The following is a 25,175-nucleotide window of genomic DNA, read 5'->3' on the forward strand; positions in this document are numbered from 1 at the left end:
ACTGGACAAGACGACGAGGTGGTCGTAGAGTCTCTCTCGAACACACGTTCGAATGTCGGAGGACACTTCCTCCATCAACAGAAAGGAGGGCTCATGGTCTTGAAGTACCAGCAACCGTTCACACAGACGGATCAGGCGACAGACGGCTGGGGCTCTTGGGCGGATGGGCGTACACAGGCCCATCGAGGCGTCGACTACCAACCGGGGGCCGGCGCATCGATTCCCGCAGTGGCAACCGGGACGGTGTCGTACAACGACTGGAACTCCGCGCTCGGCAACGTCCTCGTGATCGCCCATCCGGATGGCATGTACTCGGGATACTCGCACATGCGTGATCGATCGCCGCATGCGCCGGGGACGGGGATCACGCGGGGCCAGCACGTCGGCTACGTCGGGAACACCGGCACGGCGTCTCGGGCCGCGCATCTGCACCTCACCATCACCTACACCGCGGACGGAACCTGGAACAACGGTGACATCAACGTCACTGTCGACCCGTACGCATTCATCAACGCTCGCCTCAACGGCGACGACCCCAACACCACCCCACCACAGGAAGAAGAAGACGACATGGCAGCAGGAACCCTCATCAAGCGACAGGACAACGCGGCGGTCTACTGGCAGGAGCACCCGCTCGCTCCGCTGTACCCGCTGAACGGTGGCCAGTTCGCCGCGTACACCAACCAGGGGCTGAAGCTCAACGACCTCGCGCCGGCGAGCTTCGACCCGATCATCCAGCGGGTCGGCCGGTACACGCTCGACCAGCAGGAACGACGCATCCCCGCTGGCACGACCGACGCCAAGTACGAGGGCTGGCAGATCTACCTGCCCAACCGCCCGCTGTAACCCTTCCGGGTTCTCGCAAGGGAATCACTCCCACACCGGGCATCCTCCGAGCAGACCGTAACTGCTCGGGGGATGCCCCCTCAGTACGGAGGAGCCACATGGTTCTCAGATATCAACACCCGTTCGCCCAGATCGACCTCGCCGATGGCTGGGGATCGATGGCCGGCGGGCGGACCCAACCGCACCGCGGACTGGACTACCAACCCGGCGCCGGAGCCGCGATCCCCGCTGTCGCAGCCGGAGTCGTCTCCGCCAACCGGTGGAACGCGACCCTCGGGCAGATTGTCGTCATCGCACATCCCGACGGCATGTACTCGGGCTACTCGCATCTGGCGGCGGCCTCACCCCATCAGGTCGGTGCGGCGATCGTCCGCGGTGAACCCGTCGGCGTCGTCGGGAGCACCGGGTCCGCAGCCCGAGGACCCCATCTCCACCTCACCATCACCTTCGCCGCGGACGGCACGTGGAACAACGCAGACATCGGCGTCACCACCGATCCGTACCTCTTCATCAACGCTCGCCTGAACGGCGAGGACCCGGTTCACCCTCTCAAGGAGTCAGACATGCCCAAGATCATCAGCGTGCCAGGTGGCACCATCGCGCTCGTCACCGAGACGTTCGGCACGATGTACACGTCCGCCAGCGGCGGGCAGGGATTCTCCATCGCCGCCAACACGAAGGCCTACGGTCAGGTCAGCGGGCTGACCCAGGACCAGGTCTCGACCCTCGTCGCCGAGGCGAACGCCCGAGGCCAGCGCATCGCCGACCTCGTCGCGGCCGCGCGATAGCCGCACCGGCACGAGGAAGCCCCCGAGCAGACCGTAACTGCTCGGGGGCTTCCTCCATTCTGCACTGTCTACGCCCGGTGCACAGGGCCCAGGTTCGGTGTTCAGGCGAACTGCGCGTAGAACGCGTCAGGTCCGTGGGCGAGTGAGGCCTTGACCATGGCGCTCCACTCGTCGACGACGACCTCGGAAGCGCCGGCTGCAACGCCGTCGAGGCTCGCGCGCGCGACGTCCGCGGGGTCGACCATCGGCCCCTCGTAGCCGGCCATGATGTCGGTGTCGGCGGCCCCGAGGTGGAGCCCCTGCACCGTGACGCCCTTCGGGGCGAGTTCCAGACGGACCGCGTTCGTCATGTTCCACTCCGCCGCCTTGGCAGCTGCGTATCCGCCGGAGCCGGGGTGGGCGAACCAGCTCAGGGCGGAGAGCACGTTGACGATCGTCCCTCCGCCGTTCGCCTCGATCACCGGCGCGAACGCACGCACCATGGCGAGGTTGCCCCAGTAGTGCGTGTCCATCTCCCGCCGAGCGTTCGCGAGGTCGTCGGTCAGCATCGAGCCCTGCGTCGCGATCCCGGCGTTGTTGACGAGCAACGTGACGTCGGTCGCGATCTCGGCCGCCGCAGCGACGGACGCCTGATCGGTGATGTCGAGCTGCAGCACCTCCACGCCCGGGATGTCGACGAGGTCCGGGCGCCGCGCGGTCGCGTACACCTTCGAGGCGCCGCGCTCGAGCAGCTGCACGACGAACCGGCGTCCGATGCCCCGGTTCGAGCCGGTGACGAGTGCGACGGATCCTGCGATGTCCATGATTCCCTTCCGCGTGCGGGTCGATCCCGCAGCAGCCTGGTTAGGCTAAGACCTCACATCAATGTCAGGTGCAAGCCAGGAACGGAAGATCGATGCGCATCGGAGATCTCGCGGCTCGAACCGGGGTGAGCGTCCGCTCGCTCCGCTACTACGAGGAGCAGGGGCTGCTCACCGCCACCCGCACGACGAGTGGCCAGCGGACCTATGAACGAGCGGCGGTGGAACGCGTCGAGCTCGTGCAGCAGCTCTTCGCCGCCGGCCTGCCGAGCCGCACGATCGTCCAGCTGCTCCCCTGCGTCGATGCGGGAGTCGCGACGCCGGAGTCCCTCGCGCTGCTCCGGACCGAACGCGACCGCATCACCGCGCAGATGGCCGACCTCGAAGCAGCACGCGCCCGCTTGGAAGCGGTCATCGACATCACCCTCCACCCGACGCCGGAGCACTGCCCCGCCCTGCGCGAGGAGCTTCCGGCCGAGCTGGACGCCGCCTGACGCCACCCGGCACGGCTCCGGCATGGTCGGCCCATCGCGGCTACCATGACCACGTCGGAGGTCGAGGGCTACCGGTCGCTCGCCTTCGCGGCAGCCGAGTCGGGCACGCCTGAGCCCGACTCCCGATCCGGGGGGTAAGCGATGAGTGAATCAGCGAAGCAGGGGTCAGCGAAGCAGGGACCAGCGACCGCCACCGAGTCGGTCGCCGCCCAGGCGGCGCGCACCCGGCTCGAGGAGCGCGTGGCGGGCATCGAGTCGATCCTGATCTCGGTCCCGATGCTGCTGCTCGAGATCGCCCTCATCCTCTCGCTGTTCGTCCCCTACGCGAGCCAGACGAAGACGGATGAGGACCCTGAGTCCTTCAACCTGTTCTTCTTCCTCGCGGGATTCGCCGATCGCGACGACGACGGCGACCCGGAGGCCGCCTCGATCCTGTTCGCGAGTGCGTTCCTGATACTCATCGTCGTGATCGTCGGCACGATCTGCACCGCGCCGACCCTCGCGGGCAAGCGGGTCTCGTCGCGAGCGGGAGCGACCGCGGTGACCTTCATCATCGTGCTCATCCTCGGCAACATCGGCGCCTGGATGGTCATGCTGATGGGGGTCTACGCCGACTCGCCCTGGACCATCGGTCCAGCTCTGCCACTGCTCAACCTCGGCACCCTGCTCGCGGCGATGATCGCCTTCATGCCCGGCTACCGTCGCATCTGGGAGCGATAGCAGTTCGAGGTCAGTGTGCGATGGGGAGCACTGCCCATCCGACGGTGGTCGCGCACTCTCGCCGCGTTGCCATACTGAGTCCGTGAGTGGAACCGACGTTGCGCCGACGGGCGTGCTACAGGACTATCAGTGGGCCGTGGACGCCGAGCTGCAGAACACCCCATTCACCGTCACCAGCCTCCCCGACGGGTTCCAGGTCGGATACGACATGGCGGACGCCCGCTGGTGGAACGTCCTCCAGCTGAACGAGGTGTCCGACAGCATCACCTACACCGTGCGGGTCGATGAGCGACGCCGGCGGTTCAGCATCACCGACACGGTCAAGCGGATCAGCTGGTCGGCTGGTGTCTCCGGCTTCGTGCCGCGCCTCTCCTGGTCGTTCTCCTGGCAATCCGGCCGGATCCGCTACGGCAGGGTCATCATGCTCGGGACCTCCCCCGGCGGGTTCGAGATCGCGTTCAGCCCCGAGAACGAACGCGCGCGGATCAAGGAGATCGGCGAGGAACTCGGTCTGCGTCCCCGCATGAGCCCCCACGTCCGCATCGGGCTCTGGGCGGCGGCCGGTGGCGTCGCGATCGGCCTGATCGTGCCCGCCATCATCATGCTGAGTCTTTCCCTCACCGGGAACCACTGATGCAGGAGCTTCGAAACGGGACGGTGGCGTACTGGTGATGGCACGCAAGCGCGTGGCGGGCGACACACGGGGCTTCCTGCACAGCAGGGTGTTCCAGACGGCGGCGATCGTCCTGATGCTGTTGGCCGGTCCGGTGGCCGTGGTCGTCGGCTCCTTCATGATGGCTGCCGACAGCGACCTGTTGCAGAACGGGGAGCGGACGAGTGGGACGGTCACCGAGGTCGACGACGGCCGGAAGGCATCTCACCACCGGTTCAGGACCGACTATCTGGCACCCGACGGTTCGCCACAGCGGGTCTGGTCGGACTGGCCCCTCGACGGCAAACCCGCCGTCGGCGACGTCGTCACGGTGATCTACCGCGCGGACGACCCCGGCACGGCGGTGCTCGAGGGCTATGACGGACCGGGGACCCCGGTCGTCGGGATCGGTGTCGTGCTGACCGGCGTGAGTCTCCTGATCGGTACCGCGATGCTCGTCGGGGTCTTGCTTCGAGCAGGCCGCGGGCCTGACCCCGAGGAGATCTCGAAGCCGTGACCGTGCGGTGACCGAGGTCGCCGCCCGTCCGAGCATCCGTCACCGGGTCGACTCGCACAGCTCCTCGCTCTTGACGGACCAGGTCCGCATGCGCCAGGGTCGACATCACGATGTGAGCGATCACAATCCGTGACCCTGATCCCGAGACGATGGAGTTTCCAGGTGAGTCCACAACGCCTATCGACCATGCAACCCCGGCACCTGTCCCGTAACTGGACAACCCCGCTGGTGGCCTCACCCAAGCGGGCCGCTGCCTGGGGCGCGATGATCATGGTAGGAGTCATCTCCGCTCTGGGCGCCACGCCGGCGACGGCAGCCGCCGACTCGAGTGCACTGCTGCACTATCGATTCGACACGGCCGCGAACGGTGTGGTGCCGGATGTGAGCGGTAACGGCAACGACGGGACGCTCAGGAACGTGGGCGGCACGGTCGCCGACGGCCTGCTCACCCTGCCCGGCGGCTCGGCCGACTCGGCGCCCTATCTCGACATCCCGACCGACGATCTGGCCGGGGTGCAGACGTTGACCTCGAGCATCTGGCTCGAGTCGCAGTCACCAGCTGGGAACACCGCTGCAGCCTTCATCGGCACCCCGGTCGGCGATGGCCAGTTCTCAGCGGGCTACTGGTTGCTCAATCCGGCGAATCCGAACGGGTACGTCAAGTCCGTCATCACGGATTCGGTGAACCCCGGAGCACCCTGGACGACCGAGGTGGGCGCCGGTTCGACCAACGCGCCCACCAGCGGACTCCGGACCCCGACCGGGATGGCGCTCTACACGACCGTGATCGACGGCCCGGCCGGAACGTTGACGAGCTACGTGAACGGTGAGCGGATCGCGCAGACCGCCATCACGCGCGACGTGGCGTCCTTCGGTCCGGACCTCGTCGCCTACCTCGGCCGCTCCACCTACGCGGACGCCGGGTGGAAGGGCTCCATCGACGAGGTCGTCCTGAGCGATGTCGCGATGACGGCGACGGAGGTCCAGGACGCGTTCATCGAGCAGTCGATCGAGAAGGCGTCGTCCGGGCTGCGCGTACCGACGGAGGCGACGAGCGACTTTCCACTCCCCTCGACCTCCTATGGCACGCATCTGAGCTGGACCTCGGATGACGCCGCCATCGTCGTGGAGGACGGACTCGCGCGGGTGGTCCGGCCGACGAATGGCGAGCAAGACGCCACGGTGACCCTCACTGCCACGGTGACCGCCGGAGACCGACAGGAGACGCTGGCATTCCCCGTCCGGGTCGCCGCCGACCGCTCCGACGCTGAGAAGCTCGCCCTCGACCTTGAGGGCATCCGGATCACCAATTCGGATGACATCCGGTCCAACTTCTCCGTCCCAGGCAAGGGCCCGAACGGATCGTCCTTCACCTGGTCCGTCATCGGCGGCACCGAGGCGGCGACGGTCCGCGCGGGAGTCGACGAATCGTCGAAGACCATCGACGTCGTACGCCCCGCCACCGGGAGTGCCGTGACCGTGACGCTCCGCGCCACCGCGCGCATCGCCGGATCCGAACTGACGCGGGACATCACCGTGTCCGTCCAGCCGCTGCCGGCGGACCAGCCGGATCCCGAAGCCTATGTGTGGGCGTTCTTCACCGGGGAGGGCAGTGGTGCCGAGCAGGTCAGCCTCGCTGCATCCAAGGGCAACGACGCGTTGAGCTGGAACACGCTGAACGAGGGCAAGCCGATCTTCACGTCGACCCAGGGCACGACCGGCCTGCGCGACCCGTTCATCCTCCGCTCCCCCGATGGCGACCGGTTCTTCATGATCGCCACCGACCTGAAGATCGACGGTCTTCCCGGTGGCTTCGCCACGGCCCAGATCAGTGGGTCGCGGTACATCGAGGTCTGGGAGTCGAACGACCTGGTCACCTGGTCCGAGCAACGACATGTGAAGGTCTCCTCGGACTTCGCCGGGAACACCTGGGCGCCCGAAGCCTACTGGGACGACAAGCTGGACACCTTCGTCGTGTTCTGGGCCTCGAACCTGTACGACACCACGGACGAGAGCCAGCGGACGAACGTGACCTACAACCGGATGATGTACGCGACGACTGACGACTTCATCACCTTCTCCGATCCCGAGCCGTGGATCGACGTCTCGCGTGGGCCCGGTCTCGGCACGATCGACTCCTCGGTCACGAAGTCGGGCGACTACTACTACCGGTTCACGAAGGACGAGGGGACGCTGACCATCCGCGAGGAGCGGTCGACGGATCTCCTCGCCACAGAGAAGGGGACCCTGCCCGGTGCGGGAGGACCTGCCGACCAGTGGAGTCTCGTCAAGGACCAGGTCGCCTCCGGATTGCCGAACGGCGAGCCGGGCGGTGTCTACCTGAACGGCGAGGGCCCGAGTGTCTTCCCCGCGAATCCCGGCGACGTGAACGGGCTCGACTGGTATCTGTTCATCGACCAACCCGACTACCACGGTGGCCCGAACCACTACATCCCATTCGGGACCGACTCCCTCGACGACGGCGACTCCTGGGAGCCGTTGGGGGCCAAGCTCCGGGAGAACCTCCCTCAGAACGCGGACGGCGGAAAGCCGAGGCACGGCACGGTCATCCCCGTGACCCGTGCTGAGTACGAACGTCTGTTGACCGCCTACGCGCCGGGTGTCGCCGTCCAGGACGTCTCAGTGCCCGAGGTCGTCACCGCGGTGGGTACGGCTCCGAGCCTGCCGTCCGCCGTGCTGACGAAGGTGGACGGTTCGATCGAGACCGTCCCTGTGGACTGGGCGGCCGTCCAGGCCGATCAGTATGGTGCGCCCGGCAGCTTCACCGTGTCGGGCACGGCGGCAGACGATGCCCGCACGCCGGTCGACGTCACCGTCACCGTGCGGGCAGGGGGCGCGCTGCCGGGTGGACCCGAGCCGTCCACCCCGCCAGCGGCGGAACCGGGTTCGTCGTCGGGTCGTGACGCCGACAGCGCCCCTGGTCCGAGAGACGGCCTGGCGTCCACGGGGGTCGACACGGAGGCCGTCGCGCTCCTGGCGACGGCCGCGACCATCGCCCTCCTCGTCGGCGGGCTGCTCACCCGGCGCCGCACGAGACGCGGGGAGATCTGAGGGCGATCTCGGCGTCGCACAGGCGTGGACGGCTGCTGTCCAGTCAGCGACGCGTGAACTCCACCGAGAACTCGACAGCATCGACGGTGTCGACGTCGAAGAGCTGCGGATGCCCTTGGATGAGGACAAAGGCACGGCGCTGCAGAGGATCATCCGGGCTGATGGCTTGGGTGTCGTCGCATACGCCGGTGACGACCGTGGGGACCTGCCTGCGTTCAGAGTGGCGCTGGCCAGCGGCGGGTATGCACTCGTCGTCGAGGGCCCCGACGCAGCGGAGGAGGTCGCTCGGATGCCCGGAGTCCACTTCTCAGGTCCCGGCGAGTTCCAGCAGTGGCTCCAGCAACTTGACGACGCTCTAAGCTGACCGGATCGCTACTCGCAGTCGTGCGCGATTCAGCGAACGCTGCGGCAAAACAGAGAAGCACCGGAGAAATCTCCGGTGCTTCTCTCTTGAACAGCTGATCTGGTAGCAGGAGAGAGATTCGAACTCTCGACCTCACGATTATGAGTCGTGCGCTCTCACCAACTGAGCTACCCTGCCACGTCTCTCCGTATGCCGGCGAGAGCAGTGACGGAGAGAACGAGCCCCGAGCGGGACTTGAACCCGCGACCTCTTCCTTACCAAGGAAGTGCTCTACCACTGAGCTATCGGAGCGCGAACCAAACCGCTCACGCGGAAATGGCACCAGTAGAGACTAGCATCCCGCGAGGGGTGCTTCGTACACCGGATCGGGATCAGTTCGCGGCGAAGGTGTCCGCGGCGTGGACGACCTTCTGCAGGTACGACGCGGCCCCGTTGTACGAGCCGATCGCCGCGATCCACTCGGCCTCGATGCGGAGGTCCCGGCCACCGTGGCACAGATAGTGCGCTGCGGCGAGCGCCGCGTCGTCGATCTGTTGCGGGTCCGCGACGCCGTCGCCGTTCCCGTCCGCGCCCCACCGCTGCCAGGTCGACGGGATGAACTGCATCGGCCCGACCGCACGATCCCATCTGGCGTCGCCGTCGAAGGCGCCGCGGTCCGTGTCGGTGACGGCATCGAACTCGGTGCCGGTGAGCGCCGGGCCGACGATGGGTGGAACGGCCCGCCCGGCGTCGTCGAGCGCACCGCCGAAGATCGTGCCGTGGCCGGACTCGACGCTCCCGAGCGCAGCCAGGGTGTTCCAGGCGATCCCGCAGCCCGGCTGCGTCTCCGCGACGGCGAGCGCCGCACCGGCGTAGGCGACCATCGCCCGCTCGGGGATGCCGAGGCGGAGCGCCGTGGCCGTCGCCCAGGCACGGTCCACCCGGTCGGTGACGGCCGCCGGCGCTGTTCCAGCCGAGCCCGCGGCGGGGATGCCCGGTCCCTCGACGGCAGCATGTGGCGCGGCTCCGAGGGTCGAGTCCCGTGCTTCCGCTCGACTGATGAGCTCCGGTCCCCAGACGACCGCTGCCACGATGACGGCGAGACCGACGATCGCGACCGCTCCGCCGGCGACGAGCCAGCCCACGCGGATGCCCGACCGCCGGTTCCGGCGTGTCGGTGCGACGGGGCGCCGGGAGCCGTTGCGCGCGCCGGACGGTCGGGACCGCGGCTTCCGCGTCGAGCGGGTGGCGCTGGTCGTGCGTCGTCCGGGCGCAGCGGTCTTGCGTTGTGCAGGCCGACGCGCACCACTCCCCTTCGCCGATGTCCCCACCGGTCCACCGTACCCGCGCGTCGGTCGGCGCCGTGCGCCGCGGGGTCAGTGCTCCGGAGCAGCCTTCGCAGCCTGCTTGGCCTGACGCTTCGCCCGAAGGTCTTTCGCGACGGCGACACCCTTCTTGGCGGCGGCGTTCGCCTTCGTGCTGGCGCGCTTCGCACCCTCGAACTCCGAGGCGAGGACGGCGAGCCCGCCGACGGCGATCAATGCTCCCGGTCCGGGAAGCGGGATCAGGGCCACGCCGAGGGCCACGGTGCCACCGCCGACGACTCCGACGCCCGCCCGGTACACCCGGTTCGCGGTCGGATTCCGACGGATGATGCCACGCGTCGTCCGGGCCGCTGATCCGGCGATGCCTCCCGCCTGCGCGGCGACGCGCTTCGCCGTGCTGCGGGCCGAGCCGTCCGATTCCGTGGTCATATCCCCACTCTAAGCAGGGCGGGCGGGTCGGTGGCCGGGAATCCGGTCCGAATCGACGTGGCTCCCGTGTGACCGAACCGACGTGAGCGCGGGGTGCCAGCGCGACCGCACCCCTCCGGGGCGCCGCGCTCGCCGCCATGCACCGCACTCGTGTCAGCGCACCGCGCTGGCCAGTCCACGAGCGGCGACGGGCCCCGTGGATGGCCTAGGGTAGCGACATGGACTCCGCCCTCCCGACCACGTCGGCGACCGCAGCTCAGCACGCCTCCCCCGCAGGAGGCTCCACCCCCGGTTCGGAGTGGTGGCGCTCCGCCGTCATCTACCAGATCTACCCGCGATCCTTCGCGGACGCGAACGGCGACGGCCTCGGCGACCTGCCCGGGATCACCTCCCGCCTCGGCGCCCTGCAGGAGCTCGGCGTCGACGCCATCTGGCTGTCCCCCTTCATGACGAGCCCGCAGAAGGACGCCGGCTACGACGTCGCCGATTATTGCGACGTCGACCCCATCTTCGGCACGCTCGCCGACTTCGACGCGATGACCGCTGCCGCGCACGCTGCCGGCATCCGCGTCATCGTCGACCTCGTCCCCAACCATTCCTCGAGCGCCCACCGCTGGTTCCAGGAGGCCCTCGCAGCCGGGCCCGGCTCGGCGGAGCGCGCCCGGTACATGTTCCGCGACGGCAAGGGCGAGCACGGCGAGATCGCCCCCAACAACTGGGAGTCCGTCTTCGGCGGTCCGGCCTGGACGCGGGTCACCGAGGCCGACGGCACGCCTGGCCAGTGGTACCTGCACATCTTCGACTCCTCGCAGCCCGACTTCGACTGGACGAACCCGTGGGTCCGCGAGCAGTTCCGCGACATCCTCCGGTTCTGGCTCGACCGCGGCGTCGACGGGTTCCGCGTCGACGTGGCGCACGGCATGATCAAGGCCGACGGCCTGCCCGACTACACCCCACCGGCCGAGGGCGGCAGCATGGGTGGCGCCTCCGTGGACGCGTCGCTCGAAGCCGCCGGCACCGGTCCGGATTCGTGGCCCGAGACCGCGCCGTACTGGGGACAGGACGGCGTCCACGAGATCTACCGCGACTGGCACGAGCTGCTCGCGACGTACGACGGCGACCGTGTGCTGTGCGCCGAGGCCTGGGTCGACCCGCTTGACAAGATGGCCCTGTGGGTGCGCCCCGACGAGATGCAGCAGGCGTTCAACTTCCCGTACCTCGAGACGCCGTGGAACGCGGCCGCGCTCAAGACCGTCGTCTCGGAGTCGCTGCGCGCGTTCGCCCAGGTCGGCGCACCGAGCACCTGGGTGCTCTCGAATCACGACGTCGTCCGTCACGCCTCCCGCCTCGCACTGACCGAGGAGAACCCGCAGGGCTACGGTGTCGGGCCGAACACCCCCGGCAAGCCGGACCGTGCGCTCGGTCTGCAGCGCGCACGGGCCGCGACGGCGCTCATGCTGAGCCTGCCCGGCGGCGCCTACCTGTACCAGGGTGAGGAACTCGGGCTCCCCGAGGTCATCGACCTGCCGGATGACGCCCGACAGGACCCGACGTGGTTCCGCACGAACCACGAGCGGTACGGCCGCGACGGCTGCCGCGTCCCGATCCCGTGGGAGGCCGGCCACCCCGCATACGGCTTCAACACGACCGGTGCGTCCTGGCTGCCGCAGCCCGACGACTGGAACGACTACTCGCGCGACGCACAGGCCGGCATCCCCGGTTCGACGCTGGAGCTGTACCGCACGCTGCTCCGCCTGCGCCGCGAGCACACGCTGGGACTCGGCTCGATCGCCTGGATCGAGGGGGCTCCCGACACCATTCTCGCGCTGACGAACGGTGCGGTCACGGTCGTCGCGAACACCGGTGCCGACGACATCGCCGTGCCCTCGTCGCTCGCGGACTCGGCCGTGCTCGTCGCGAGCGGACCCTTCGACGGCAGGACCATCCACGGCGACACGACGGTCTGGTTCACGACGCCGTCGACCCTGCCCGTCGGCTGAGACCCGCGCCCGGGTCAGCGCACCGCGCTGACCCGAGGCCCAGGGACTCAGTGGTGCAGGATGGCGACGGAGTGCGCTCCGAGCCGCAGTGACCCCTCCGTCGTGACGACCTCGCCGAAGCTGTCGAGCAGCTCACCGACCCGCTGGGTGAGCTCCACCGGTTCCGTCCCGAAGTTCACCGCGAGCATCGCAGAGCCACGACGCAGGACGAACGAGCCGGTCGCCTCGTCGACGATCGCGGTCGTGTCGGCGAACGCCGGATCGGTGAACGCCGGGACCGTCCGCCGCAGCTCGATCACCCGTCGGTACCAGGTCAGCAGCGTCGCGTGCCGCCCACGGGACCGCTCCGACCAGTCGAGCACCGACCGACGGTAGGTCTCGGGATCCTGGGGATCCGGCACGTCGGCCTCGTTCCAACCCATCCGGGCGAACTCGGCGATCCGGCCCTTCGCCGTCGCCTCACCGAGCTCGGGCTCCGGGTGCGAGGTGAAGAACTGCCAGGGCGTCGAGGCGGCCCACTCCTCCCCCATGAACAGCATCGGGGTGAACGGTCCGAGCAGCGTGACGGCGGCGGCGATGGCGAGCTGCCCGTCGTCGAGGGTCGCGGCCAGCCGGTCGCCCGTCGCGCGGTTCCCGATCTGGTCGTGGTTCTGGTCGGAGACGACAAGCCGCCAGCTCGGCGTCCGTTCGAGGTCGATGCGGCGGCCGTGGTGGCGCTTGCGGAAGCTCGACCAGGTGCCGTTGTGGAAGAACCCCTCCTCCATGACCTTGCCGAGCGCACCGAGCGGCGCGAAGTCGGCGTAGTAGCCGGACACCTCGCCGGTGAGCGCCACGTGCAGTGCGTGGTGGAAGTCGTCGCTCCACTGCGCGTCGAGACCGTACCCGCCGGCACCGCCGGGCCCACGGGGCGTGATGAGCTTCGGGTCGTTCAGATCCGACTCGGCGATGAGCGTGAACGATCGGTCGAGGTCGGCGCTGAGCGCATCCACCGCGGCGTCGAGTTCTTCGAGGAGGTGGATCGCACGGGTGTCGTGCAGGGCGTGGACCGCGTCGAGGCGCAGGCCGTCCACCCCGTACTCCTCGAACCACAGCAGCGCGCTGTCGATGATGTACCGACGCACCTCGTCGGAGTCCGGCCCGTCGAGGTTGAGGCTGTCGCCCCAGGTGTTGCCGGCGCCGTCCGCGAGGTACGGACCGAAGCGCGGCAGGACGTTGCCGGAGGGGCCGAGGTGGTTGTACACGACGTCCTGGATGACGGCGAGCCCGCGCTCATGGCACGCGGCGACGAAGCGACGGTAGCCGTCCGGTCCGCCGTAGGCCTCGTGGACAGCCGACCAGAAGACGCCGTCGTAGCCCCAGTTCCAGACGCCGTTGAACGCGTTGACCGGCAGGACCTCGACGGCGTCGACGCCCAGCTCGACCAGCTCGTCGAGGCGTTCGATCGCCCCGTCGAAGGTGGCCGCCTCGGTGAAGGTCCCGATGTGGAGTTCGTAGAGCACGGCACCGATGAGGGAGCGACCCCGCCAGCCGGTTCCGTCGCACGGCACGGGGTCGGATGCGACGACGCGTGACGGGCCGTGGACGCCCTCCGGCTGCCGGCGCGAGCGCGGATCGGCGAACGGACCCTCACCGTCGACGAGATAGCGGTAGTCGCTGTCGACGACCGCCACGCGGGGCTCGGCACCGTCGAGCGCGATCCACCACCCCTCGGCGACGTCGCGGTCCATCGGGTGCTGCTCACCGTCCAGGACGAGGTCGACGCGCTGGGCCTCGGGTGCCCAGACACGGAACCCGTCAGCCGGACTGGTGGTGCTGGTCGTCATCGTGCTCACTCCTCGCTCGCGGCCTCGGCCGCATCGTCGGGCCGCGTCAGGACGGCGACGGGATACTGCTCCAGCAGCGCCGCGAGACGGACCTCGCCACCCTGCAGCTCACGGCCGGTCAGCACGTCGACGAGCCGGCCCTCCGGCAGGGTGACCGTGGTCGACTTCCATCCACCGTGCTCCGCGAGCCGGAGCGAGAGCCGGGTCGCGACCGTGGTGACGCCACCGCGTGAGAACGCGACGACGTGGTCGGCGGCCGGTCCGTCCGCCCCGATGGGGGTGTACTCGGCGAACCGCGACGGGTGCTCCCGTCGCAGGCGGAGGAGCCGGCTGGTCACGAGGAGCTTCGCGGCTCCGTCGGCGTCGACCGGCGGCAGCCAGCCCTCGTCGAGACGGGCCAGCACCGCGCGACGCTCGGCGTAGTCGACCGGGCGACGGTTGTCGGGGTCCACGAGCGATCGGTCCCAGAGCTCGCTGCCCTGGTACACGTCCGGCACGCCCGGCATCGTGAGCTGGATCGCCTTGGCGACCAGACTGTTCGTCCATCCGGCCGCCTCGACGTCCGCGACGGCGTCGAGCAGCGCGGCGTTCGCACGACGGCTGTCGTACAGTCCGTCGACCGCTGCATGCAGGGCGGCCTCGAACGTCTCGTCCGGTGCGGTCCACGTGGTCGAGTCGCCTGCCTCACGGGCGGCCTTCTCGACGTAGGCGTGCAGTCGCTCGCGCTCGATCGGCCACGCACCGACGGCCGCCTGCCAGACCAGCTGCTCGAGCTGCCGGTCGGGGAAGCCGTTCGAGGTGTGGAGGGCGACGGCGTGCTCCGCCCACCGGTCCGCGACTTCACTCAGGGCGTCGATACGGGCGCGGACGTCTTCGCTGCGCTTCGTGTCGTGCGTGCTGAGCGTCGTCATCGAGGACGGCCACTCCGCCTGCCGCCGTGCCTGGCGGTGGTGGAACTCGGCGACGCTGATGTCGGTCTCGGCGGGGTCGCCACCGACCTCGGTCAGCGAGGTGAGCGCCGTGTAGCGGTAGAACGCGGTGTCCTCGACGCCCTTCGCCATCACCATGCCCGAGGTCTGCTGGAACCGCGCGGCGAGCGGATCGGTCGAGTTGCGCAGGCGCGGAGCCAAGGCGGCGAAGGCGTCTGCGAGCTCCGGCCGACGGGTCTCCGCCTCGTCGAGTGCGGCGTCCAGGTATTCGTCGCCGAGCGGCAGGTAGGAGCGGTAGACGGGGAACGCGGTCAGGATCTCGGCGAGGGCGTCCACGGCGTCCGGGACCTCGGGCACGAGTCTCGCGAGACGTCGCACCTCGGAACCGAGGATCCCGTCGGCGATGCCGCGCTTCGTGGTGTGCACGAGGTCGTCCCACGCTTCACGCGTCAGTTCGACGCCGGCGAGCTGGCCGATCGTCGGCAGCCCGGTCGGGTCGACGAGCACCCGGTCGACGTCGCCCAGGGCGTCGTACCCGGTGGTCCCGAGCGTGGCCCACTCGGCCGGCAGGTCCTCTTCGCCCTCGAGGATCTTCTCCACCCAGATGGGTGCTCCGCCGATGCGCTCGGACAGTCGGTCGAGGTAGGCACCGGGGTCGAGGAGCCCGTCCGGGTGGTCCACGCGGATCCCGTCGGCGAGGCCGTCGTCGAACCAACGACCGATCTCGACGTGCGAGCCGTCGAAGACCGCCGGGTCCTCGACCCGGATCGCTGCGAGCGTGTTGACGGCGAAGAACCGTCGGTAGTTCAGCTCGCTGTCGGCGCGGCGCCAGTTCACCAGTTCGTAGTGCTGGCGGTCGTGTACCTCGCGGGCGCTCGCGTCGTCGTCCGCCGTCCCGGGAGCGATGGGCAGTCGGTGGTCGAAGTAGCGCAGTTCGCCGTCCTCGATGCTGAGGTCGTCGAGCGCACGACGTCCGTCCTCGTCGTCGCCCAGGATCGGCACCCGGATCCGACCGTCGCCGGCCTCCCAGTCGACGTCGAACGCGGCCGCGTGCTCTGCGTCCCGACCGTGCTGGAGCAGGTCCCACCACCAGGCGTTCTCCACCGGTGTCGCGACGCCCATGTGGTTCGGGACGGTGTCGATGAGGACGCCGAGGCCGGCCGCGTGGGCTGCTTCGGCGAGCGCCGTGAGCCCGTCGGCACCGCCGCGCTCCGGGTCGACCTCGGTGTGGTCGACGACGTCGTAGCCGTGGGTGGATCCGGGTTCCGCGCGGAGGATCGGCGACAGGTAGACCCAGTCGGCACCGAGGGCCTGGAGGTAGTCGACGAGCGCCGCGGCGTCCTGGAGTCGGAAGTCCGCGGTCAGCTGGAGACGGTAGGTCGAGACGGGCACGGTGGAACGCTGTGGCCCGCCGCCGGACACGGTGGTCATGATGCGACCCCCGATCGCAGGAGGGTGAAGGAGGTCCCCTGCACGATCACCGTCGTCGACCCCTCGGCGAGCATCTGCTCCGGGTCACTCGATTCGACGAGCGCCCATGGCAGGCCGGGAGCCTTCGGCAGGCTGAACTCCACGCCGTTCTCGGCCGCGTTGAGCAGCAGGGCGAACGACGCCGATCCGGCGTGACGGAACACGAAGGTGATCGAGCGGGCGTCCGGGTTGTCCCAGTCCTCGTCGGCGAAGGGCTCGTCGTCGGACCGGGTGATGAAGACCCGGTCGTCTGCTTTGGAGCCCGGACCCTGGCGGAACCAGTCGGGTCGCAGGGCCGGCTCGGCGAGGCGCAGGGCGATCAGACGCTTCGTGAAGCCGAGGAGGTCGTGGTCGGCGTGCTCCCAGTCGAACCACGACACCTCGTTGTCCTGGCAGTAGGCGTTGTTGTTGCCGCCCTGGGTGCGGGCGATCTCGTCGCCGCCGAGGATCATCGGGACACCGGCCGACAGCAGGACCGTCGCGAGGAAGTTGCGACGCTGACGGTCGCGGCGCGCGTTCACGGCGGGGTCGTCCGTCGGACCCTCCGCACCGTTGTTGCTGGAGCGGTTGTCGCTCTCGCCGTCGTTGTTGTCCTCGCCGTTCGCCGCGTTGTGCTTCGTCGAGTACGCCGTGAGGTCGGCGAGGGTGAAGCCGTCGTGCGCGGTGACGAAGTTGACGCTGGACAGCGGCGAGCGTCGGGACGCCTCGTAGACGTCGGGGCTACCGAGGACGCGCTGCGACATGGTGCCGAGCACGCTGTCGGCGCCGTTCCAGAAGTCGCGCACGTCGTCGCGGAACTTCCCGTTCCACTCGGACCAGCTCGCGGGGAAGCCACCGACCTGGTAGCCGGCGGTGTCCCACGGCTCGGCGATCATCTTGATCGGGGCGAGCACCGGGTCCTGCTCGATGAGTGAGAGGAACGCACTGTGGATCTCGGCGGAACCGTCCTGGCGGGTGAGCGTCGTCGCGAGGTCGAAGCGGAAGCCGTCGACGTGCATCTCGGTCACCCAGTAGCGCAGGGAGTCCATGATGAGGCCGAGCGCCGCGGGGTGGCCGACGTTGACGCTGTTGCCCGTGCCCGTGGTGTCGAAGTAGTGCTCGCGGTCCTCGTCGACGAGACGGTAGTAGGCCGCGTTGTCGATGCCCTTGAACGACAGGGTCGGGCCCATGTGGTTGCCCTCGGCCGTGTGGTTGTAGACGACGTCGAGGATGACCTCGAGGCCGGCGGCGTGCATCGCCTTGACCATGGCCTTGAACTCGTCGACCTGCCCACCGGTATCGCCGGCGGCCGCGTACTCGCCGTGCGGGGCGAAGAATCCGATGGAGTTGTAGCCCCAGTAGTTGCGGAGCCCCTTCTCCTCGAGGTGGCTGTCCTGCACGAACTGGTGCACCGGGAGGAGTTCGACCGCGGTCACGCCGAGGTCGGTGAGGTAGCGGATGGCTGCCGGGTGGGCGAGGCCGGCGTAGGTGCCGCGGATCTCCTCGGGCACCTCGGCGAGCTGCTTGGTGAAGCCCTTCACGTGGACCTCGTACACGATCGTCTCGGCGAGCGGGATGCGCGGGGCGACGTCCTGTCCGTCGGCGTCCCAGTCGAACGAGGACGGGTCGGTGACCACGCCGAGCGCGACGTGGCCCGCGGAGTCGGTGTCGTCCATCGACTCCGGCGCGTCGAGACGGTGGCTGAACTGTGCCTGGCCGAGGTCGTATCGCCCCGTGACCGCCGTCGCGTGCGGATCGAGCAGCACCTTGGCCGGGTTGTGACGGAGACCGTTCGCCGGATCCCAGGGGCCGTCGACGCGGATGCCGTACCGCGTCCCGGGGACGAGGCCCTCGACCAGCCCGTGGAACACGTGTCCGGTGCGCTGTTCGAGGCGCGTCTGCTGTTCCTCCCCGCCCTCGGGGAAGATGCACACGGTGACGGCGTCGGCGGTCTCCGAGTAGATGGCGACGTTCGCACCATCGCCCCGAAGGGTGACGCCGAGCGGATAGGGGGTCGAGAGCGTCATGGCGCCCTTTCACTCGAAGGGATCGATCGTTGTTGAGACGGTACACCGGCCGGATGACTTCCCCGGTTCCGGACGAAACGTGGTAATGGGCCGATCAGAACGCGAAGATGCCGATCGCGACGCCGATGGCGAGCCCCGCGGCGGCCGTCGCGGCGGCGAGGAGCAATGCGATCCGGGGGTCGACGCCCTGGTCGACGACGAGACCGAGGCGCGCACGCACCCGGCGGACCCGGCGCACGCGCGACTCGGACCAGATCTCGCGCAGGCTGGCCGCGACCTCGTGCGCTGCGGGTCGGTCCTCCGGCTTGCGGGCGGTCATCGACCGCAGCAGCGGGTGCCAGGCGGCGGGGAGCTCGGGCGGGATCACCGGGTCACGGTGCAGGCGTGCGATGGCGGCCTCGACGAGACCGCCGTCGAACTCCCGGCGACCTGTCACGGCCTCGAGCAGGACGAGGCCGAGCGAGTAGATGTCCGTCTCGGTGCCGACGGTGTCGCCGAGCGCCTGCTCGGGCGAAAGGTAGGACGCCGTGCCGGAGATGGCCTCGGTGTTCGTGAGGCGCGACCCGCCCACGAAGTGCGCGATCCCGAAGTCGGACAGCTTCACGAGGTTCGCATGGCCGAACGCGGCGATGTCGCTGAAGAGCATGTTGTCGGGCTTGATGTCGCGGTGCACGATCGACCGCGTGTGGATGAAGGACAGCGCGTCGGCGACCTGCGCACCGAGGGCGGCTGCGTCACGCGGGAGCATCGGGCCGGCCTGCAGCTTGTCGGTGAGCGTGGCGCCCGGGATGTACTCCATGACGAGGAACCGGTGCTCGACGCCGCGGTGGACGACGGAACCGGAGTCGTAGAGCTCGACGAGGCCCGGGTGGCGGAGTTCCCCGAGCAGACGGATCTCCCGCTCCTGACGCAGCCGGTCGTTCGCGGTCGCGGCCTCGTCGCGGAAGAGCTTCACGGCGACGGGGCGCGAGAGCAGCTCGTCGCGTGCGCGGTAGACGTTGGCGGACCCGCCGGAGCCGAGCTGCTCACCGATGCTGTAACGCCCGTTCGACAGGCTGACGCCGGTGACGACCGTCTCGGTGTGCTCGGTGAACATCGCAGCTGGATCGGTGATCGATCCGGCGTGTGCCGGCGGTCGGTGCAGGGAGTCGCTCACGGCCGCCCCCTTCACGGTGCAGTCGATGTTGGCCGCGCCACCGTGTTCTCGGCAGGCTGTTCCAGCAACCACGTTACAAGGCGTTCGTCGTTCAGGCGGATTCGTGTCGGAGTGTTGAGAACGGCTAGCGCACCTGGTAGGCGTCTGCAAGACCCCGATGCTCCCTTGCGGGCCCCGAACCGCGACGAGGACCATGGAGAGGGCCGGGGAACCCGGGCCGAGTCGTCTGCTGCGAGGAGCACCCATGTCCACTGTCGCTGAAACCGTCGTCGCCACCCTCCAGGCCAGCGGTGTACAACGCGTCTACGGCCTCCCCGGCGACTCCCTGAACGGCTTCACCGATGCTCTCCGCTCCTCCGGCGGCATCGACTGGGTGCACGTGCGCCACGAGGAGGCGGCCGCCTTCGCCGCGGCGGCGGAAGCGGAGCTGACCGGCGAGCTGGCGGTCGTCGCGGCGAGCTGCGGCCCCGGCAACCTGCACCTCATCAACGGCCTGTTCGACGCGAACCGCTCACGGGTACCGGTGCTCGCGATCGCCGCCCACATCCCGAGCTCCGAGATCGGGACCACCTACTTCCAGGAGACCCACCCGCAGGAGCTGTTCCGTGAGTGCAGCGTCTACGTGGAACTCGTCTCCCAGCCGGAGCAACTGCCGCGGGTGCTCGAGATCGCGATGCGCACCGCGGTCGAGCGCCGCGGCGTGGCCGTCGTGGTCGTCCCGGGCGACGTCATGCTCCAGCACGCGGTCTCGGAGCACGTCGCCGCCATCCGGGCGACGCGACCCCGGATCCTGCCGTCGGAGCACGAACTCGACGAGGCCGCTCGCCTGCTCAACGGCGGCAAGCGGGTCACCATCCTTGCCGGAGCCGGAGTCGCCGGAGCGCACGAGCAGCTCATCGCGACCGCGGACGCGCTCGGCGCCCCCATCGTCCACGCCCTGCGCGGCAAGGAGCACGTCGAGTACGACAACCCGTTCGACGTCGGCATGACCGGCCTCCTCGGATTCGCCAGCGGCTACCACGCCATGCTCTCGTGCGACGTCCTCCTCATGCTGGGCACCGACTTCCCCTATCCGCAGTTCTTCCCCGAGCACGCGACCGTCATCCAGGTCGACATCCGCGGTGAGCAGATCGGCCGGCGGCACCCGGTCGACCTGCCGCTCGTCGGGACCGTCCGGGACACGCTCGACGCGCTGCTGCCGAAGCTCGAGCGCAAGACGCACCGCAAGCACCTGGAGGAGTCGCTCAAGCACTACCGCAGCTCGCGGAAGGGCCTCGACGACCTCGCGACCGCGGACCACGACGGCCAGGCGATCCACCCGCAGTACCTCGCGAAGGTCGTCGACCAGCTGGCGACGGACGACGCCGTGTTCATCCCCGACGTCGGCTCCCCCGTCGTCTGGGCGTCGCGCTACCTCACCATGAACGGGCGGCGCCGACTCATCGGCTCGTTCAGCCACGGCAGCATGGCGAACGCCGTCTCCCACGGTCTCGGAGCCCAGGCGTCCCACCCCGGCCGCCAGGTCATCGCGCTCGCGGGCGACGGCGGACTCACCATGCTGCTCGGCGAACTCATCTCGCTCACCCAGAACAAGCTGCCCGTGAAGATCATCGTCATCAACAACTCCTCGCTCAACTTCGTGGAGCTGGAGATGAAGGCCGCCGGGTTCGTCAACTTCGGCACCGACCTTGTGAACCCCGACTTCTCGCGTGTGGCGGAGGGCATGGGGATCCACGGCGAACGCGTCGAGCGGGCGAGCGAGTTGGAGGGCGCCATCCGTCGGGCCTTCGATCACGACGGTCCGGCGCTCGTCGACGTCGTGACGGCGAGACAAGAGCTGTCGATCCCGCCGACGATCACCGCCGAGCAGATGAAGGGGTTCACCCTGTACGCGCTCCGGACGGTCATGTCGGGCCGCGGCGACGAACTGCTCGACCTCGCGAACACGAACCTGCTGCGCCGCATCCTGCCCGGTCACTGAGCGACGGCCGGATTCCCCCGCGGTATCCAGAGACCGCCGGGTAGACTCGTCTACCGTGTCCAGACTTCTCGTTACCGGCGGCGCCGGATTCATCGGCTCGAACTTCGTCCACTTCGTCCTGAACAACACCGATCACTCGGTGACCGTCCTCGACAAGATGACCTACGCGGGCAACCGCGCCTCACTCGACGGCCTCCCGGCCGATCGTTTCGAGCTCGTCGTCGGCGACATCCAGGACGCGACGCTCGTCGACGAGCTCTTCGCCCGTCACGACGCCGTCGTGCACTACGCGGCGGAGTCGCACAACGACAACTCCCTCCACGACCCGCGCCCGTTCCTCGACACGAACATCATCGGCACGTACACGCTGCTCGAGGCGGCTCGCAAGCACGGCACGCGGTTCCACCACATCTCGACCGACGAGGTCTACGGCGACCTCGAACTCGACGACCCGGAGCGCTTCACCGAGCAGACGCCGTACAACCCGTCGAGCCCGTACTCCTCCACGAAGGCCGGCAGCGACCTCCTCGTCCGCGCGTGGGTGCGGTCCTTCGGCGTCAAGGCGACGATCTCGAACTGCTCCAACAACTACGGTCCGTACCAGCACGTGGAGAAGTTCATCCCGCGCCAGATCACGAACGTGCTCGGCGGCGAGCGCCCGAAGCTGTACGGCACGGGCGAGAACGTGCGCGACTGGATCCACGCGAACGACCACTCGTCCGCCGTCCTCACGATCCTCGACAAGGGGGTCATCGGCGAGACGTACCTCATCGGTGCCGATGGCGAGAAGAACAACAAGGACGTCGTCGAGCTCATCCTCACCCAGCTCGGTCAGCCGGCGGACGCCTACGACCACGTGAACGACCGTCCCGGCCATGACCTCCGCTACGCGATCGACTCGTCGAAGCTGCGCACGGAGCTCGGCTGGACCCCGGCGTTCAGCGACTTCGAGGCCGGCCTCGCCGACACGATCGCCTGGTACCGCGACAACGAGTCGTGGTGGAAGCCGCAGAAGGCCGCCACCGAGGCGAAGTACCAGGAGCAGGGTCAGTAACCCTCAGACACCGTCACGAAGGCCCGCCCGGCATCAGCCGGGCGGGCCTTCGTCGTTCCGTGCCCCGGCCCCCGAGCCCCGACACCGGCCCCTGAGCCACAACACCGGTCCCTGAGCCTGTCGAAGGGCACCCGCCCTCGGGGTGAACCACGACTGCCCCGCCCGGAGTCGGGCGAGGCAGTCAATTCATTGGGTTCCGTGGCGTCAGTTGACGTTCGCGTAGAGCCACTCGAGCGGGTCGACCCAGGTGACGCCGTCGAGTCGGATCTCGAAGTGGAGGTGCGGGCCGGTGGACATGCCCGTGCTGCCGGTGAGGCCGAGGATGGTGCCGACCTTGATCGCCTGCCCCTCGACGACGCGGACCGAGCCGTGCTGCATGTGCGCGTAGACGCTCGAGACGAGGCGGCCGTTGATGGTGTGGTCGACGATGACGTTGACGCCGAGCGAGCCTTCGCCGTCTTCGACGTGGCGAACGACGCCGTCGGCGATGACTTGGATGGGCGCACCGTTGCCGGGGTTGAAGTCCTGGCCGTGGTGGTCGCTCGAGCAGCCGGCGCAGTCGCGGGCACCGAAGCGGTCACCGATGGTGACACCGACCGCGAACGGCCACTGGATGGTCCCGTTCGGGTTGTTCGTGAAGGTGTTCGCGGGGCGGATGCCCATTGCGGCGGCGGCTTCCTCGACGGTGCTCGTCGTGTAGTCGTCGCGGGTGAAGGTCAGCTCAGCCGATCCCTCGCTGTCGAGCGACTGCGACGCCTGGTTGCTCAGCCCGTTGCCGTCGCCGAGCTCGGCCTGCGAGGCCTCGGCCACCGACGTCGCGACGTCTTCAGCGGTGAGCAGCGCGTTGGCGGGCACCGAGGTGGCCACGGCCATGAGGGCGACGAAGCCCATCGCGGCGCCCGCGAAGATCTTGGTGGTGATGCGACGCTTGCGCGCGATGGTCGTCGGGCGGGGCGAGGCCGGTGCGGCGGACGGACGGGACGATGCGCGGGGCTTCGAGGCCGGCTTCGGTGCAGCTGCGCGGCGTGCACGGGGAGCGTCGACGGTGGAGGCGTCGACCGTCACCGTGATGGACTCGGTGGCCTGAGCGGTGTCGGAAGCCACGGCCGGTTCGGCGATGAGCGGCTCTGCCTCGACCGGCGCGATGTCGGCGACGTCCGTGACGTGCACGGCGTCGATCGCCTCGGCGATCATCTGGTCGACCGGGTCGATTGCCGCGGCCGTCTCCTCCTGGTCGGCGCTGGCCTCATGCGTCGGCTCCTGCAGCACGGACTCCTGGTGCTCCAGGGCGGCCGCCGCCTGACGCTCACGTTCGCGGAGTTCACGGCGGCTGAGCGGCGGCGTCTGCACGGGTGCAGCGCTGTTCTCGACAGACGTGTTCTGCGGGTCCTGAGGGTCGGGAAGCACAGGGGTGTCCTCAGGGCTTGCATGGCGTGACAAGGGGGCGGGGGCCTTTCAATGGGCTAGCAGGAAGATCTCGACGTCCGTCCGCGCGGGGGAACGCGAAGGTAACGAATGCATAAATGCTAGCAACGGGAGGCTGAAAAAGCCATGGCAGTGATCGGTTTTATCCGATAAAGGCCTGGTCAGAGGCCATATGAGAGTTCTCTTATGAACGAGTCGCCCCCGGAGCGTTACCGCGAGCGGCGGTGGCGCGCATGGAGTGTCACCCGATCGGCGTCGCGAAGCCCTGCTCGACGAGGAGCCGTTCGAGGACCGCGAGCAGCGGTGCATCGGCGGCCATGATGAGCTGCGTGGTGGCCGGAGCACCGTCGAAACCGGCGACCGTCGCGCCCGCCTCGGCAGCGACCAGCGCGCCCGCGACCTGGTCCCACGGCTTCAGGCCGCTCTCGTAGTAGGCGTCGAGGCGGCCGGAGGCGACGCTGCAGAGGTCGAGTGCGGCGGAGCCGATCCGCCGGACGTCGCGGAAGGTCCCGAGGAGGGCGCCGAGCACGGCTGCCTGCTCCATGCGACGCGAGGCGGTGTAGGAGAAGCCCGTGCCGAGCAGCGCCACGTTCGGTGCCACGCCTCGGTTGACCTTGAGGGCGCGGCCGTTCAGTCGTGCTCCACCGCCGCGGGAGGCGGTGTAGTGCTCACCCAGGACCGGGTTCACCACAGCCCCGGCGAGGGCGGTCCAGGTGGCCGGGTCCGGTTCACCTTCGACGACCCCGATGCTGACGGCGTACGCGGGGATGTCGTAGAGGTAGTTGACGGTGCCGTCGATGGGGTCGACGACCCAGGTCAGGCCGGAGGTCCCCGTCGCGCCGCCTTCCTTGCCGGTCTCCTCGCCGAGGAATCCGTCGTCCGGTCGTGCAGCGAGGAGGCGGTCGCGGATGAACTGCTCGGACTCGCGGTCGGCTCGGGTCACGACGTCCTCGACCGACGACTTGCTCGCCGCGATCTCGACGCCCTCCCGGCGTCGGCGCAGGATCAGTTCGCCGGCCTCTGCGGCGATGTCGGTGGCGATCTGGAGGAGTTCTTCGTGTCCGGTCACCCCACCACCCTATGGCGGCCCCTCCTGCCCTTCGACACGTCGACCGCCTCAGTGCGGCGCAGCTCAGGACCGGATCGAACCCGGGCACACGTCCGACGCGGATTGAGGCGCCACGACCCGAGCGCCCTTCGACAAGCTCAGGGACCGGTGTCTCCCGGGCACGCCTCCCCCGGTCACTGAGCCTGTCGAAGTGCCCACAAGGAACCCTCACCGTTCCGGGCACACCCTTCCCGGTCACTGAGCTTGTCGAAGTGCCCACGAGGTACCCTTCGACAG

Annotated in this window: 20 protein-coding genes and 2 tRNA genes; 11 read left to right on the forward strand and 11 right to left on the reverse strand. The window is 69.1% G+C overall.

Annotated elements, in window-relative coordinates:
• The first annotated feature begins 228 nt into the window (after positions 1-228).
• Both ACLIME_RS10665 and ACLIME_RS10670 read left to right on the forward strand, forming a co-directional pair.
• The gene (locus ACLIME_RS10665; protein ID WP_411556890.1) at positions 229-846 is read left to right on the forward strand and encodes a M23 family metallopeptidase; all 618 of its coding nucleotides are present in this window, start codon (positions 229-231) and stop codon (positions 844-846) included.
• 98 nt (positions 847-944) lie between these two features.
• Entirely contained in the window at positions 945-1,634 is a 690-nt protein-coding gene (locus ACLIME_RS10670) for a M23 family metallopeptidase (protein ID WP_411556891.1), read from the forward strand.
• Positions 1,635-1,735: 101 nt separating this feature from the next.
• Here the strand turns inward: ACLIME_RS10670 and ACLIME_RS10675 are convergent, their stop codons facing one another.
• Positions 1,736-2,437, reverse strand: a complete 702-nt coding sequence (locus ACLIME_RS10675; RefSeq protein ID WP_411556892.1) for an SDR family oxidoreductase — start codon at positions 2,435-2,437, stop codon at positions 1,736-1,738.
• A 92-nt stretch (positions 2,438-2,529) separates the two neighbouring features.
• Between ACLIME_RS10675 and ACLIME_RS10680 the strand changes: the two genes are divergently transcribed.
• From ACLIME_RS10680 to ACLIME_RS10705, 6 genes are all read left to right on the forward strand, one after another.
• A complete protein-coding gene (locus tag ACLIME_RS10680) occupies positions 2,530-2,928 on the forward strand; it encodes a MerR family transcriptional regulator (RefSeq protein WP_124767369.1) in 399 nt (132 codons plus the stop codon).
• Between the two features lie 141 nt (positions 2,929-3,069).
• Entirely contained in the window at positions 3,070-3,648 is a 579-nt protein-coding gene (locus ACLIME_RS10685) for a hypothetical protein (RefSeq protein ID WP_137243917.1), read from the forward strand.
• An 82-nt stretch (positions 3,649-3,730) separates the two neighbouring features.
• Positions 3,731-4,282, forward strand: coding sequence for a hypothetical protein (locus tag ACLIME_RS10690; protein ID WP_411556893.1), 552 nt, complete (start codon positions 3,731-3,733; stop codon positions 4,280-4,282).
• A gap of 37 nt (positions 4,283-4,319) precedes the next feature.
• Positions 4,320-4,817, forward strand: coding sequence for a DUF3592 domain-containing protein (locus ACLIME_RS10695; protein ID WP_411556894.1), 498 nt, complete (start codon positions 4,320-4,322; stop codon positions 4,815-4,817).
• 270 nt (positions 4,818-5,087) lie between these two features.
• Complete coding sequence (locus ACLIME_RS10700; protein ID WP_411556895.1) at positions 5,088-7,889, forward strand: immunoglobulin-like domain-containing protein; 2,802 nt, start codon at positions 5,088-5,090, stop codon at positions 7,887-7,889.
• A 109-nt stretch (positions 7,890-7,998) separates the two neighbouring features.
• Positions 7,999-8,253: a hypothetical protein gene (locus ACLIME_RS10705; protein ID WP_411556896.1), complete on the forward strand. Its 255-nt coding sequence runs from the start codon at positions 7,999-8,001 to the stop codon at positions 8,251-8,253.
• A 100-nt stretch (positions 8,254-8,353) separates the two neighbouring features.
• Here the strand turns inward: ACLIME_RS10705 and ACLIME_RS10710 are convergent.
• From ACLIME_RS10710 to ACLIME_RS10725, 4 genes are all read right to left on the reverse strand, one after another.
• Positions 8,354-8,430 (reverse strand) — tRNA-Met (locus ACLIME_RS10710).
• Between the two features lie 42 nt (positions 8,431-8,472).
• A tRNA-Thr gene (locus ACLIME_RS10715) sits at positions 8,473-8,544 on the reverse strand.
• 80 nt (positions 8,545-8,624) lie between these two features.
• Positions 8,625-9,563 carry a lytic murein transglycosylase gene (locus ACLIME_RS10720; RefSeq protein WP_411556897.1) on the reverse strand — a complete coding sequence of 313 codons (939 nt, stop codon included), beginning with the start codon at positions 9,561-9,563 and terminating at the stop codon, positions 8,625-8,627.
• A 45-nt stretch (positions 9,564-9,608) separates the two neighbouring features.
• Positions 9,609-9,986, reverse strand: coding sequence for a PGPGW domain-containing protein (locus ACLIME_RS10725; protein WP_285026349.1), 378 nt, complete (start codon positions 9,984-9,986; stop codon positions 9,609-9,611).
• A gap of 218 nt (positions 9,987-10,204) precedes the next feature.
• On the opposite strand from ACLIME_RS10725, the gene ACLIME_RS10730 reads away from it, so the two are divergent.
• A complete protein-coding gene (locus ACLIME_RS10730; protein WP_411556898.1) occupies positions 10,205-11,986 on the forward strand; it encodes a glycoside hydrolase family 13 protein in 1,782 nt (593 codons plus the stop codon).
• Between the two features lie 47 nt (positions 11,987-12,033).
• Here the strand turns inward: ACLIME_RS10730 and treZ are convergent, their stop codons facing one another.
• The 4 genes from treZ to ACLIME_RS10750 form a co-directional block, all read right to left on the reverse strand.
• Complete coding sequence (gene treZ / locus ACLIME_RS10735; protein ID WP_193555856.1) at positions 12,034-13,809, reverse strand: malto-oligosyltrehalose trehalohydrolase; 1,776 nt, start codon at positions 13,807-13,809, stop codon at positions 12,034-12,036.
• Positions 13,810-13,814: 5 nt separating this feature from the next.
• Positions 13,815-16,169, reverse strand: a complete 2,355-nt coding sequence (treY, locus tag ACLIME_RS10740) for a malto-oligosyltrehalose synthase (RefSeq protein ID WP_411556899.1) — start codon at positions 16,167-16,169, stop codon at positions 13,815-13,817.
• Complete coding sequence (gene glgX / locus ACLIME_RS10745; RefSeq protein ID WP_137243947.1) at positions 16,166-18,214, reverse strand: glycogen debranching protein GlgX; 2,049 nt, start codon at positions 18,212-18,214, stop codon at positions 16,166-16,168. The genes treY and glgX overlap by 4 nt, the downstream gene beginning before the upstream one ends.
• A 94-nt stretch (positions 18,215-18,308) precedes the next feature.
• Entirely contained in the window at positions 18,309-19,370 is a 1,062-nt protein-coding gene (locus ACLIME_RS10750; protein ID WP_159453425.1) for a serine/threonine-protein kinase, read from the reverse strand.
• Positions 19,371-19,614: 244 nt separating this feature from the next.
• On the opposite strand from ACLIME_RS10750, the gene poxB reads away from it, so the two are divergent.
• Positions 19,615-21,351, forward strand: a complete 1,737-nt coding sequence (gene poxB / locus ACLIME_RS10755; RefSeq protein WP_411556900.1) for a ubiquinone-dependent pyruvate dehydrogenase — start codon at positions 19,615-19,617, stop codon at positions 21,349-21,351.
• Positions 21,352-21,406: 55 nt separating this feature from the next.
• Positions 21,407-22,405: a dTDP-glucose 4,6-dehydratase gene (rfbB, locus tag ACLIME_RS10760; RefSeq protein ID WP_411556901.1), complete on the forward strand. Its 999-nt coding sequence runs from the start codon at positions 21,407-21,409 to the stop codon at positions 22,403-22,405.
• A 204-nt stretch (positions 22,406-22,609) separates the two neighbouring features.
• Here the strand turns inward: rfbB and ACLIME_RS10765 are convergent, their stop codons facing one another.
• Both ACLIME_RS10765 and ACLIME_RS10770 read right to left on the reverse strand, forming a co-directional pair.
• Complete coding sequence (locus ACLIME_RS10765) at positions 22,610-23,812, reverse strand: peptidoglycan DD-metalloendopeptidase family protein (protein ID WP_411556902.1); 1,203 nt, start codon at positions 23,810-23,812, stop codon at positions 22,610-22,612.
• A gap of 259 nt (positions 23,813-24,071) precedes the next feature.
• Complete coding sequence (locus tag ACLIME_RS10770) at positions 24,072-24,899, reverse strand: inositol monophosphatase family protein (RefSeq protein WP_411556903.1); 828 nt, start codon at positions 24,897-24,899, stop codon at positions 24,072-24,074.
• Between the last annotated feature and the right edge of the window lie 276 nt (positions 24,900-25,175).

This window comes from Plantibacter sp. MPB07, from assembly GCF_046619465.1.
GTDB lineage: Bacteria > Actinomycetota > Actinomycetes > Actinomycetales > Microbacteriaceae > Plantibacter > Plantibacter auratus.

Coding starts and splice junctions, on each gene's coding strand:
- ACLIME_RS10725 (WP_285026349.1), bottom strand. CDS start 9,986: ATGACCACGGAATCGGACGGCTCGGCCCGCAGCACGGCGAAGCGCGTC.
- ACLIME_RS10700 (WP_411556895.1), top strand. CDS start 5,088: ATGGTAGGAGTCATCTCCGCTCTGGGCGCCACGCCGGCGACGGCAGCC.
- treY (WP_411556899.1), bottom strand. CDS start 16,169: ATGACCACCGTGTCCGGCGGCGGGCCACAGCGTTCCACCGTGCCCGTC.
- ACLIME_RS10675 (WP_411556892.1), bottom strand. CDS start 2,437: ATGGACATCGCAGGATCCGTCGCACTCGTCACCGGCTCGAACCGGGGC.
- poxB (WP_411556900.1), top strand. CDS start 19,615: ATGTCCACTGTCGCTGAAACCGTCGTCGCCACCCTCCAGGCCAGCGGT.
- glgX (WP_137243947.1), bottom strand. CDS start 18,214: ATGACGCTCTCGACCCCCTATCCGCTCGGCGTCACCCTTCGGGGCGAT.
- ACLIME_RS10680 (WP_124767369.1), top strand. CDS start 2,530: ATGCGCATCGGAGATCTCGCGGCTCGAACCGGGGTGAGCGTCCGCTCG.
- ACLIME_RS10685 (WP_137243917.1), top strand. CDS start 3,070: ATGAGTGAATCAGCGAAGCAGGGGTCAGCGAAGCAGGGACCAGCGACC.
- treZ (WP_193555856.1), bottom strand. CDS start 13,809: ATGACGACCAGCACCACCAGTCCGGCTGACGGGTTCCGTGTCTGGGCA.
- ACLIME_RS10705 (WP_411556896.1), top strand. CDS start 7,999: ATGCCCTTGGATGAGGACAAAGGCACGGCGCTGCAGAGGATCATCCGG.
- ACLIME_RS10670 (WP_411556891.1), top strand. CDS start 945: ATGGTTCTCAGATATCAACACCCGTTCGCCCAGATCGACCTCGCCGAT.
- ACLIME_RS10695 (WP_411556894.1), top strand. CDS start 4,320: ATGGCACGCAAGCGCGTGGCGGGCGACACACGGGGCTTCCTGCACAGC.
- ACLIME_RS10730 (WP_411556898.1), top strand. CDS start 10,205: ATGGACTCCGCCCTCCCGACCACGTCGGCGACCGCAGCTCAGCACGCC.